Origin of the sequence: Corallococcus sp. CA047B (assembly GCF_003612065.1) — a bacterium.
GTDB lineage: Bacteria > Myxococcota > Myxococcia > Myxococcales > Myxococcaceae > Corallococcus > Corallococcus praedator.
Map to the genome: position 1 here is coordinate 1 of NZ_RAWD01000284.1, position 12,226 is coordinate 12,226.

At 68.8% G+C, this 12,226-nt stretch carries 10 protein-coding genes and 1 pseudogene; 1 reads left to right on the forward strand and 10 read right to left on the reverse strand.

The genetic code is table 11. The annotated features are described in order from the left end of the window. Positions 1-1,390 (forward strand): hypothetical protein (locus tag D7X74_RS43190; RefSeq protein WP_120536848.1); only part of this gene is annotated, 1,390 nt, incomplete at its 5' end. 82 nt (positions 1,391-1,472) lie between these two features. On the opposite strand, the gene D7X74_RS32235 is transcribed toward D7X74_RS43190, so the two are convergent. The 10 genes and pseudogenes from D7X74_RS32235 to D7X74_RS45390 form a co-directional block, all read right to left on the reverse strand. Then, positions 1,473-2,870, reverse strand: coding sequence for a family 2B encapsulin nanocompartment shell protein (locus D7X74_RS32235; protein WP_120536849.1), 1,398 nt, complete (start codon positions 2,868-2,870; stop codon positions 1,473-1,475). Between the two features lie 33 nt (positions 2,871-2,903). Next, entirely contained in the window at positions 2,904-4,298 is a 1,395-nt protein-coding gene (locus tag D7X74_RS32240; protein WP_120536850.1) for a family 2B encapsulin nanocompartment shell protein, read from the reverse strand. Between the two features lie 55 nt (positions 4,299-4,353). Continuing rightward, a complete protein-coding gene (locus D7X74_RS32245; RefSeq protein WP_120536851.1) occupies positions 4,354-6,627 on the reverse strand; it encodes a family 2 encapsulin nanocompartment cargo protein terpene cyclase in 2,274 nt (757 codons plus the stop codon). A gap of 841 nt (positions 6,628-7,468) precedes the next feature. Next, a complete protein-coding gene (locus D7X74_RS32255) occupies positions 7,469-8,242 on the reverse strand; it encodes a hypothetical protein (protein WP_233602349.1) in 774 nt (257 codons plus the stop codon). Positions 8,243-8,355: 113 nt separating this feature from the next. Continuing rightward, positions 8,356-8,829: a cell envelope biogenesis protein TolA gene (locus tag D7X74_RS32260; RefSeq protein ID WP_199741941.1), complete on the reverse strand. Its 474-nt coding sequence runs from the start codon at positions 8,827-8,829 to the stop codon at positions 8,356-8,358. A gap of 161 nt (positions 8,830-8,990) precedes the next feature. After that, on the reverse strand, positions 8,991-10,079 hold the full coding sequence (gene dapE, locus D7X74_RS32265) for a succinyl-diaminopimelate desuccinylase (protein ID WP_120536853.1): 1,089 nt from the start codon (positions 10,077-10,079) through the stop codon (positions 8,991-8,993). A gap of 66 nt (positions 10,080-10,145) precedes the next feature. Continuing rightward, positions 10,146-10,766, reverse strand: a complete 621-nt coding sequence (locus D7X74_RS32270) for a cupin domain-containing protein (RefSeq protein WP_120536854.1) — start codon at positions 10,764-10,766, stop codon at positions 10,146-10,148. Positions 10,767-10,834: 68 nt separating this feature from the next. After that, entirely contained in the window at positions 10,835-11,662 is an 828-nt protein-coding gene (locus D7X74_RS32275; protein WP_120536855.1) for a 2,3,4,5-tetrahydropyridine-2,6-dicarboxylate N-succinyltransferase, read from the reverse strand. Positions 11,663-11,738: 76 nt separating this feature from the next. Continuing rightward, positions 11,739-12,044, reverse strand: coding sequence for a hypothetical protein (locus D7X74_RS32280; protein WP_120536856.1), 306 nt, complete (start codon positions 12,042-12,044; stop codon positions 11,739-11,741). Between the two features lie 48 nt (positions 12,045-12,092). Next, positions 12,093-12,226 (reverse strand): annotated as a pseudogene (locus D7X74_RS45390) (HAMP domain-containing protein); the annotation flags it as partial.

Genomic DNA, 12,226 nt, shown 5'->3' on the forward strand with positions numbered 1-12,226 from the left:
GCCCCCCACCGAACCGGAGACACCCCCCACGGAGCCGGACTCCAACGAACCCCCGCCTCCCGACAAGGAGCCGGAGCAGGTGCCGCCCGCGTCGGGTGCCACGCTGTGGCTGTCCAAGGAAGGCTCCGCCCAGGACGACCTGGCGCTGGACCTGGCGGTGGACGCGTCCGGGGACTTCTTCAGCGCGGCGGTGCACGACTACGACGACCTGGACGCCCGGGCCCCCACGGACGACTCCGTGCAACTGGTGCTCACCCGACGTTCGGGCGCGGGCCAGACGCTGTGGACGCGGGCCTACGACGTCCGCGTGGCCACGGCGCCCCTGGAGCTGCGCGCGGAGGTCCGGGCCCGCGTCGCGGCGGACGGCGCGGGCGGCCTGCTGGTGGCCGGCAACCACCAGGGCCTCATGGACCTGGGCACGGGCAAGCTGGCCGGTGGGGCCTTCGTCGCGAGGCTGTCCGGGGACGGCGCCACGCTCTGGGCCCACGAGGTGCCGGCGGACCTGACGGTCGCGGATGTGGCGGCGGACGCGCAGGGCCGGCTGTACGTGGCCTACACGGCGCCGTCCATGGTGGACCTGGGCGCGGGCGTGAAGGGCCCCAGCGCGGGCGTGGCGGTGTTCGCGGCGGATGGCACCCCGGAGCGGAGCTTCGCCGTGGGCCAGGCGGAGTCCGACGGCGCGGGCGCCCAGCCCCTGGCGCTGGCGCTGGCGGAGGACGGCAGCGTGGCGGTGGCGGGACGGTACGTGGGCACCGTGCGCTTCGGCACCAACGCCACGCAGGCGGCGGGGACGGGCAGCCCATTCGTGGCGCTGTACCGGGCGAACGGGACGCTCGGGTGGGCGAAGGTCCGGCCCGGCGTGAAGGGCGCCGTGAAGGACGTGAGCCGGAGCCCCACGGGCGACGTGGTGGCCGGTGGTGACTTCCAGGGGACCTTCTCCTGGGCGGCGTCCCCGCTGAAGGGCGCGGCCAATCCCAGCCCCTTCGTCGCCGTCACCGCCGCCGACGGCACCGAGCGCTGGGCGCGCGACCTGGGCCCGGACGCGCAGGTGCAGGGCGTCGCGGTGCAGGCCTCCGGCGAGGTGCTGGTGGTGGGCTACACGTACTCGTGGTTGGAGAACGGGACCACCGGCCAGGACGGCCTGGGCTCCGCGCAGCTCTTCACCCAGCGCTTCGACGCGGCGGGACACGCGCTGGCCTCCCACCTCTTCCTGGGCGTCACGCCGGAGCCCCGGGGTGAGTTGTATGGCGTGGAGGCGGTGCCCGCGGTAGCGCTGATGCCGGACGGCGACGCGGTGCTGTACGGCCACACCGACCGCGTCACCGACTTCGGCGTGGACAAGCTCAAGCCCCTGCGGGGCGACATCTTCCTCCTGCGCGTGAAGTACTGAGCGACGCGGAGAGAAAAATGAAAACGGGCCCGGTGCATCCGCACCGGGCCCGTCTTGTCTTGCATCAACTCAATTCAAGACATCAGTGACCGATTTCGACGTTCTCCAGGACACCCAGCGCGTCGGGGACCAGGAGGGCGGCGGAGAAGTACGTGCTCACCAGGTACTCGCTGATGGCCTTGTCGTTGATGTCCATGCGGCGCACGGAGACGCCCGGCTCGACCTCATCCGGCAGCTTGCCGGGGTGCAGGCCGATGACGCCCTGATCGTCCGCCCCGGTGCGCAGCACCAGGATGGAGCTGGTGAGCGTGTTGGTGATGGGGATCTTGTCGCACGGCAGGATGGGCACGCCGCGCCACGCAGTCATCTTGCTGCCGGCCACGTCCACCACCGTCGGGTAGATGCCCCGGCGATTGCACTCCCGGCCGAAGGCCGCGATGGTGCGCGGGTGGGCCAGGAAGAAGCGTGACTTGCGACGGCGCGACAAGAGCTCGTCCATGTCGTCCGGCGTCGGCGGGCCGCTCCGGGTGTTGATGCGCTGCTTCAGGTCCGCGTTGTGCAGCAGCCCGAACTCAGGGTTGTTGATGAGCTCGTGCTCCTTGCGCTCCTTCAGCGCCTCCAGGGTCAGCCGCAGCTGCTCCGCGGTCTGGTTCATGGGGTCGTTGTAGAGGTCCGCCACGCGGGTGTGCACGCGGAGGATGGTCTGCGCCACGCTCAGCTCGTACTCGCGGGGCTTCAGCTCGTAGTCCACGAACCCGCCCGCCAGCGTGGGCTCGCCGTGGTGGCCGGCGGTCAGCGGGATGGCGGCCTGCCCTGCCTTGTCCTGGGGCTTCTTCAGGTTCGCCTTGTACCGGGCGACATGCGCGCTCAGAGCGGGGGCGTTCTTGATGAGGTCCTCGAACACCTGCTGCGGCAGCGCCATCACGGTGCAGGCCGTGTTCGCCTTCACCGTGAAGGGCCAGACGTCGTTGGACTCCACCACGGCCGAATCGCCGAAGTGGTCGCCGTCCGCGAGCGTGTCCAGCACCACGGGGTCGCCAAACTTGCCCGTGCCCAGCTTCGTCGCCTTGCCGTGCGCGATGAGGAACACGTGCTCGGCGGGCTGGCCCGCCTCCACGATGGACTCACCGGCCTTGTATTGCTTCTGCACGAAGCGGCTCGCGAGGGCCCGGACCGTCAGGCCTTCCTCGTCCGCGTCGAAGCCGCGCAGCAGCGGCAGCTTGAGCAGCTCCTGGGGGATGACCTCCACCTTGGCGCCGACGTTGGTGAAGTTCAGCCGGTCGTCGCCCACGGAGTAGGTGAGGCGGCGGTTGACGCGGAACACGCCGTTCGTCGCCACCCAAGGCAGCATGCGCAGCAGCCACCGGGGGGAGATGCCCTGCATCTGCGGCTGGGACTTGGTCGTCGTCGCCAGCTGGCGTGCACCGGCCGTACTGAGGCTGGAGTGCTCGGTGTCGCCGTTGTTGATGGGATTCGCCATGAAGAGAGCTCCGGAAGTGCGGGGGGCCTGGGACTACGAGCGACCGATTTCGACGCTCTCCAGGATGCCCAGCGCGTCCGGCGTGAGGACCGCCGCGGAGAAGTACGCGGTGACCAGGTAGTTCATGATGGCCTTCTCGTTGATGCCCATGAACCGGACGTTGAGGCTGGGCTCGATCTCATCCGGGATGCCGGCCTGGTGCAGGCCGACGACGCCCTGGTTCTTCTCACCCACGCGCATCAGCATGATGGAGCTGGTGCGGGACTCGGTGACGGGGATCTTGTTGCAGGAGACGATGGGGATGCCGCGCCAGGCGGGGATCATGTTCCCGTTGAAGTCCACGCTGGTGGGGTAGATGCCCTGGCGGTTGCACTCCTGGCCGAACGCGGCGATGGCGCGCGGGTGGGCCAGGAAGAACGACGGCTCCTTCCACACGGTGGCCAGCAGCTCGTCCATGTCGTCCGGCGTCGGCGGGCCGCGGCGGGTGTGGATGCGCTGCTTGAGGTCCGCGTTGTGCAGCAGGCCGAACTCACGGTTGTTGATGAGCTCGTGCTCCTTGCGCTCCTTCAGGGCCTCCACGGTCAGACGCAGCTGCTGCTGGGTCTGGTTCATGGGGTCGTTGAAGAGGTCCGCGACGCGCGTGTGGATCTGCAGCACGGTCTGCGCGACGCTCAGCTCGAACTCGCGGGGCGACGTCTCGTAGTCCACGTAGGTGCCGGGCAGCACGGGCTCGCCCTTGTGGCCGGCGGCCAGCTCGATGGCGGCCTGGCCGGACGTGTCCTGCTTCTTCTTGGAGAGGGCCTTGAACTCCTCGATGTGCTTGCTCAGCGACGGGGCCTGGGCCACCACCGCCTCGAAGGCGGACTGCTGGAGGATGAGCACCGTGACGGGCGTCACGGCCTTCACCGTGAACTGCCAGTAGTCCTGCGACTCCAGCAGCGCCTGGTAGCTGTAGTGGTCGCCGTCGGCCAGCGTCTCCAGCACGGTGGGCTCGCCGTACTTGCCGGCGCCAATGCGGTTCACCTTGCCGTGCGCGATGAGGACGATGGAGTCGGCTTCCTTGCCGGCCTCCGTGATGACCTCACCGGCCTTGTACTCCTTCTGCGTGAAGCGGTTGGCCAGGGCGGCGAGGACCTCCGCGTCCTCGTAGCCGCGCAGCAGGGGCAGCTCGCCCAGCTCCGCCGGGATGACCTGCACCTTGGCGCCGGTGCTGGTGAAGGTGACGCGGCCGTCGCCCACGGCGTAGCTCATGCGGCGGTTGACGCGGTACGTACCGCCGGACACCTGCACCCACGGCAGCAGCTTGAGCAGCCACCGCGAGGAGATGCCCTGCATCTGGGGCTCGGACTTGGTGGTCGTCGCCAGCTGGCGTGCCGCCGCGGTCCCGAGGCTCAGCGAGTTCTCATCGTGCGTCTTGGAGTTCGACATGGGTCACCTTTCCCTAGGTTGAAAAAATCAAAGCCAGTTCACTGCAAAGCCAGAATCAGGGGTGCTCGCGTTTGAACAGCTCCGCGACTCGCAGCGCCGACGTGCCCAGCGCGCCAAGGCTGCCGATGTTGCCGGTCTTGAACTTGGGCATGGCCGCGTCTCGCAATTCGAATTCCTTGTAGCGGTCCACCGCCGCGTGCCACATCGGGATGCCCGCCATCCACTGCTGGAGCTGCTCCACGTACTTGTGCAGCTTCTCCTGCGCGTCCGTGTCCAGGTCGAAGGAGCGGATGACCACCGGGATCTCCTTGGCGACCAGGTGCTCGAACTGCTTCATCCGAGCGGTCATCAGGTGGTTCAGCACGAGGACGGCCTCGTCCTTGTCCACGCCCAGGAACTTCTGGACCACCAGCACGCCGTTGTTCAGCTCGCCCTCGAACTCAATCTCCTTCTGGTAGGAGAAGATGTCGTTGACGAAGCAGGCGTAGTCGGCGGCCGAGTTCTCCAGCGCGCGCAGCGTCCGCGTCTTGAAGACAGCCTCCGGGATGGCGTCGCCCTTGGACAGACGCGACAGGCTCATGGTGAGGTCGGAGCCGAACGTCTTGCGACGCATCTCCACGTAGTCCACCGGGTCCGGCACGCGGTTGAGGATCTGGTTGTTCAACTCCCAGATCCAGCTCTCCGTCATGTCCTGGATGGCCTTGCGGAACAGCTTGCGGCCGTAGGCGGAGAGCGGGCCGGCCGTGCGCTTCCACAGGTCCGCGAGGCCCACCTCCACGGGGTTGGTGGGCACCGCGGCGTTCACGGCCTCCACGTCATCCGGCATGAACTGCGTGAGGCGCGCGTTGAACAGCTTCGCGCCCGGCATGTCGCGCGTGTGGCTGTAGAGCGCGGGGAAGTAGTCGTCCGCGTAGGTGCCCCACACCAGCCAGCACGCCGTGAGGTCCAGCTGCTCGGGGGTGGCGTCCGGGTGGATGAGCGCGCCGCAGAGGGCCACGTCCGCGACGTCGAACTTGTGGTCGTCCCAGATGTAGAGCCCCAGGCCGGGCAGCTCGTCCAGCATGCCCATCCGGCGCGCCCAGTCCTTGGAGTTGCGCCGCGCGCGCTCCAGGTGGGGGCTCAGGTACGTGCTGTAGGGCATGTAGAACTTCGGCAGCTTCACCGGGCCCACGTGCTGGCGGGGGACGTGGCTGAAGCTGCGGGCGCGAGGCCCCAGGCCCAGCGCGCCAGCCGTCAACGGCAGCTTGATGGCGGACATGCCCAGACCGCTGGGGAGGGGGACGGACAGCTCCCGGTTCTCCCGTCCGGCGGTCTGGTTCATGTAGCGGTTGGAGCGCATGTGCCACTCGTGGCCGCCGGACTGCCAGTCCTGGAGGCCGCGCAGGTACAGCATCACCTGCGCCTGCTCCGCCGGGTTCAGGCCGTACTCCGCGAAGAGCCAGGGCAGCTCCGTCGCGGCGGTGTTCTCGAACTGCTGGAGCCGGGACGTCAGCAGGTCGTTGACCAGGTCCGCGGCGCGCTGCGTGTCACACTCGAGGAACTTCTCCACCACCAGCACGCCGTTGGAGAGCTCGCCCTCCTCCAGGATCTCGCGCTCGTAGGAGAACAGGTCGTTGCGCAGGTGGACTGCGTCGGAGAACGTGTCCTTGAAGACGCGCATCGGGCGGCTCTGGACGACGCGGGCCGGAATCTCCGCGACGGCGTGCTCCACCAGGTCCGACGACCACGGAGCGCCACCGACCTTGCGGCGCATCTCGATGTATTCGACGGGGTTGGAGACGCGCGCCTCGCTGATGTTCTCGATCTCCCACATCGATTCATCGAGCAGGTGCTTGGTGTTCTCGTAGAAGCGGCGGCGCCAGTCCATGGACATGGTGGGCACGGTGCGCTGCCAGAGGTTCCACAGGCCGCGCTCCACCGCGTTGGTGGGCTCCGGCGGCGTCTGCGAAAGGTCCAGCGGCATGAACAGCGGCAGCCGGTCCAGGTACGCCTGACCGCCCTGGATGTCGCGCGAGTACTTGTAGACCTCCAGGAAGTGGTCGTCGAAGTAGAAGACCCAGACGTACCAGTCGGTGATGAGGTCCAGCTCGACGCTCGGCGCTTCCGGGTGCGTGTACGCGCAGAGCAGCGCGTAGTCCATGCCGTCGAAGCGACGCTCGCTCCAGACCTCCCGCTGCGTCCCGTCGTTCGGAGGGCCCAGGATGCCCATCTCGTACGACCACGCCTTGGTGTGGACGCGGGCTGCTTCGAGGTGGGGGTTCAGGCGCGCGGGCCAGGGAACGTAGAAATCGGGCAGCTCGAATGGCTGCTTGTGACGCGCCTTGGACATGGGTACCCCTCGTTGGACTCGCGACCTTTGTAGTGGTGTTGGGAACCCGACTCCACGCTAAACGTGGTGCCCGGGAAAATTTGAACAATCTCGGGAATTAGGAATAGCGGACTGGGTTGACCTTCACCCACTGTCCGTCATGAATTTGTTTCCGGATTGGCGGGAACCCGTCATGGATTGGCGTTTCCGCCACTCACGGCCGGTGCGGGACGGCAGGCAAAAGGCATCCAGCGGCGGACCTTCACGGACCTTCCGGGCGGGGCTGCTCTGGCGCCGGCTGGGCGGGTGACGGCGACCCAGGGGAAGCCTTGGGCGTAGCCGGAGAAGGCGAGGCAGGTGGGGCGCTCGGTGCGAGCGGAGCGGCCTCCAGGTCCGGAGAGGACCCGGCATCAGGCGGTGCCTTCCCGGGTGGCGATGAATCCGAAGGGTCCTCGCCAGCCGGAGTCGGAGCCTTCGCGACCACGACACCCTGGGGCGTCACCGCATACACCTCCCACCAGTCAAGAACGCGTCCGCTAGGGCCGCCGCAGCGGTGAAAACGCTGGTCCACGACCACGAAGTACAAGTCGGGCTTTGGGCCCGTGAAAACGGAGACATCCAAGCCCTGCTCCGGGCTTGAGCACCCCGCGAACAGGTTCGGAAACGGGTTGGTCCGCACTACCTCGCGGATGGCGCCCGCCGCGGCGAGCGCGGCACCGGCTTCCATGGACTCAGCAACAGTCCTCGCCGAATTCTCGTCCGGCCACGTCACCTCGCCCTTCCAGGCAGCAGCGGGCGCAGCACATCCGTGGAGCACCGCGACCCATCCAGCAAGCGTCAATGCCTTGATCATTTTCCACACCTAATCACGGAGTAACTGCAACCCACCGGTGCGACATTCGGGCGCCACGCTCCGGAAGGGTGGGCGCGCGCTGCGTGGGGCGCAGACTCCCAAAGTGACCCAGCGAGCCCGGACGTCGCTCCACTGCTGGACCTCGCCCGTGGGAAAGTAGCGCAGGAAGAGGCGAGTCCCATCCTGGCGCTCCGCCACCAGCGCCGAGGCCATCTCGATGGCGGAGCTCTTGAAGAGCGCCGGCGCAGGATTCCCAGGGATCAGACGCACTTCCGCCATGGACACGAAGGGCTTGAGCACGTCCGTAGGCCAGACGCTGAGGTCCTGAGAAGACGGGGCCGCAGCACATGGATGGTTGTGGACATAGCCTACAACCCACACCTGCGAAGACGGGAAGTCATCGTCCTTCACCACGAAGAATGGCTTGCAGGCTTCGTGGCTCCCCCGGATGGGTTCTGCCACCCGCCAGAACAAGGAGTCACGACTGCCCGCCACATACACGGTCGAGCAGTACTCCGTGGACAACCCCGCGATGGGACGCCGCGTTCCCGCGTCACATGCCTTCGCCCCCGGAAGCTTCAGCATCGCCTCCGCCACATCCCGCAGGAGGTCTATCGGGATGGAAGCATCCCCCGCGGGCATCACCACGGAGGGCACTTCCGACCACGGCCCTCGCGCCATCTCCGCGTCGGGAGCGATGATGGTGGGTGGAGTGGAAGCAGCGCATCCACCCAGGAAGAGGATGAGCGGGACGCCAAGCTTGAAGGAGCCGAAGGAGGCCATTGGCGCCGAGTATAGAGGCGGCGGTCGCAGCCGCTGCGCGCGGCCTCGCGGCGCGGGGAGCGCGCATCCCTTCACGGGACGGCTACCCTCCCCACCTCCCACCAGCGAAATTCTTAGCGGCGCGGCGAGCGACGCGACGGGCTCTTGCGGGCGCCCGCGCGGGTGTTCTTCCGGGCCGTCGTGCCGCGCTTCGCGGTCGTCTTGCGCGCGGTGCGGCCGGCGGCGGCGCGACGGACCGGCGACTTGCGGGCCCCCCGCTTGGCCGTGGCGCGCTTCGCCGTTCCGCGCTTCGCGGTGGCGCGCTTCGCCGTCCCACGCTTCGCGGTGGCGCGCTTCGCCGTCCCACGCTTGCCCGCGGCCTTCTTCGCGGAGGGACGCTTGCCGACTGCCTTCTTCGCGGAGGCGCGCTTCGTGGTCGCACGCTTCGCGACACCGCTGCGACGGGTGGAGGCCTTGCGCGCGCTCTTGCGCGTCCCGGAAGCGCGACGGCGCGACGGCGTGGCGGACGTCGCCTCACCCACCGACGTCAGGGTGTTGGACAGCGACGGGGTCTCGTTCGGGTCCTGCGCGTTCGTTTCAGCGTTCATCAACAACCTCCAGGTTCGAAAACACCTGGAAGCGTACGCGCAACCGCATGAAGTCAACCCATGCGCCCCCGCGCAGATGCACGCCATCCAACGAATGCATGCGCGAACACCACCGCGCGAGGCCGAGAATCCGGCCCCCGCGCGCACGGTTCAACGCTTCGCTACACCGCGCCCTTCAGGAACGCCGCCAGCTTCTCGTACGCCACCGCGAGCGGAGCGATGGGCGCGCTCTCGTGGAGCTGGTGCGCCTGCGCCGTCTCACCCGGCCCGAAGTTCACCGCGTCCACGCCCCACTCACCGAAGCGCGCCACGTCCGTCCACGCCTGCTTCGACGCGGCCGGCAGCCCCGTGAGCGCCATCAACTGCTTGAAGAGCGGGTTGCCCGCCGCCACCGGTCCACTGGGGGACGCATCCGTGAACTCCACCTCCGCGCGGCCCGCCACCAGCGCCAGCACGTCCTCCTTCGCCTGGGCCACGCTCTTGCCCGGGGCGAAGCGGTAGTTGAGGTTCAGCTCGAACGCCTCCGGCACCACGTTGCGCGCCCGGCCTCCCTTGGCCAGCGTCGCACTCATCACCTCGTAGAAGGGGAAGCCCGCGACGTTCACTTCCACGCGCTCGCGCCCCAGCAACTCCGTGAGGAACGGGCCCGCCTTGTGGATGGCGTTCTCCCCCTGCCACGGCCGCGCCGAGTGCGCGCTGCGCCCGTTGAAGCGCACCGTCACCTGCATGCTGCCGACGCAGCCCACCTGCACCACGCCGTCCGTGGGCTCCATCGCGATGCCGAAGCGCACGCGCGACAGGTCCGGCCGCTTCGCGTACAGCGGGATGAGGCCGCTCTCCGCGTAGGCCCCCTCCTCTCGCTCGTACAACAGGAAGGCCACGTTGACGGGCAGCGTGTCGCGGCGCAGGTCCTCCGCCAGCGCCATCATCACCGCGAGGCCGCCCTTCATGTCGGACGCGCCCAGGCCGTGCACGCGCTCGCCCTCGATGCGCGGCACACGGCCCACGTCACCCGGATGCATGGGCACCGTGTCCAGGTGTCCGATGAGCGCCACCGTGGGCCGGGGGTCGTCCAGCGACCCCAGCAGCAGCGTGTGGCCTACGCGGAAGACCTCTTCACGGCGGAAGTGGCGCAGCGCCCAGCCCTCGACGTGGTCCGCGATGGGACCCTCGTGGCCAATGGGGCTGTCGATGCGGCACAACTCGAGCGTCGTATGGGCAAGACGGGCGGCGAGGTCGTTGGAAGCCATGCGCGGCCCACCATACTCCCCGCCTCCGCCCGCTCCCAGCACGCCGCCCGTCGGGCCTCGTGCGTCCTACAAATCCTCGAAGGCCGTCACGCCGTCCAGCACCGTGACGGCGATGCACGCGGGCCCCTGCAGGGCCGTGAAGTCGTGCATGGAGCCGTCCGTCTTCTCCAGCTCCTCGCCCGGCCACACCTCATGGCCGTTGTCCTCGCGGAAGCCGCCCTCCAGCACCAGGTTCCACTCGCGGCCCTGGTGGGTGTGACGGGGGTAGCGCGCCCCGGGCAGCAGCCGCACGATGGCCGCCATCATCCCCTCGCGCGCGGGGCCCGCCTCCACCGGCATCAGCTCCACGCCGTCCACCGGGCCCGGCATCCAGTTGTTCGGATCCGCCATGGACTCCAGCAGCGACAGCGCCCGCTCCTTCGTCACATCCAGGAACGCGGCCACCTGCCCGCCCCAGCGGGCGAAGCGGCCGGGGCCCTCCATCTCCCGCATCAGACGGGGAAGGGCTTCGGCCGGGGGCTGCACCGGAACGACCAGCGTCCCGAGGGCATCCACGGCCGGCGCCAGTCGGGTCAGCTCCGCCCGGCACCGGGCACAGCCTTCCAGGTGGCGGGACGCGGCGTCCCGTCGGGCCGGTTCCAGGGTCCCGAGCAGCCACTCGGGAAGGATGTCGTCGAGGTGTTCCATGGGTTCTTGGGACCGCGAGGGTCACCGAGGTTCTATACGCGCCCCCGGTGACAGCGGATTTTCCGACCTCACACGGGGACGGCGAACTCCCGCAGGGCCGCGTTCAGGCTCGTCTTCTGGTCCGTGGACGCCTTGCGCTGCCCGATGATGAGCGCGCAGGGGACCATGTATTTCCCGGCGGGGAACTCCTTCTCCCGCATTCCAGGGATGACCACGCTCCGGGCCGGCACACGCCCCTTGTAGACGCGCTCCTCCGGGCCGGTGACGTCGATGATCTGCGTGGACGCGGTCAGCACGACGTTGGCGCCCAGCACCGCCTCCTCCTCCACCACCACGCCCTCCACCACGATGGAGCGGCTACCCAGGAAGGCCCCGTCCTCGATGATGACGGGCGTCGCGGAAGGCGGCTCCAGCACGCCGCCCAGGCCCACGCCGCCGGACAGGTGGACGTGGCGGCCCACCTGCGCGCAGGAGCCCACCGTGGCCCAGGTGTCCACCATGGTGCCCGCGCCGACCCGGGCCCCGATGTTCACGTAGCCGGGCATCACCACCGCGCCCTTCTCCACGAAGGCGCCGTAGCGGACGGTGCCCGGCGGCACCACGCGCACGCCCGCGGCCTCCAGGCCCTTCTTCAGCGGCACCTTGTCGTAGAACTCGAAGGGGCCCACCTCCATCACCCGCATCTCCGACACCGCGAAGAACAGGAGGATGGCTTCCTTCACCCAGGCGTTCACCCGCCAGCCTTCGGGGCCCTTCTCCGCGACGCGCAGCTCGCCGGCATCCAGCAGCGCCAGCGTTTCGCGCACCGCCGCCACGGTGTCCGCGTCCTTCAGCTTCGTGCGGTCCGCGAAGGCCGCGGACACCCTCTGGGAGAGGTCTTCGATGGAGGTGGCCATGGGGCCGGGTTGAATCACACTTCAGGTTCGCGCGCCGCACCCGAGTGTCCGGCTCCGGACCTCCCGGCGTCCGACGTCAGACGTGCGACGTCCCCGGTATCAACGCCAGGGGGTGTGTCTGGGTCGGGATTTCCCCGTGAAACGTCGGGTCCGCCTTCGTCAGCGGGCCGGTGCCCTCGCGCAGGATGACGGCGCCCTGGAGCACCCGTCCCACGGCAGACAGGGGCACTTCCTTCCAGTGCCGGTTGAAGGGCGAGCGCCGGACGTAGAGGTGTTCCTGGCCGATGAGGGCCACGTACCCCAGCAGGGCACCGTCCGAAGCGCGCACGCGCATGCCGCTGATGATGGAGCGCCGTTCGAACGGCGTGTCGTCGAAAGCCATCGGTCCTCACCTCCTCTTGAGAGGCAAAGGTGGGGACGGCCCGGAGCAGACGCGAGTCACTTCGGAGGCGAACGCGCGGAGCTGGTCCACCATCGTGTTGAGCGTGCTCTTGAGCTCCAGCACCTCGCCCTTCACGTCCACGGTGATCTTCCGCGACAGGTCGCCATTGGCGACGGCGGTGG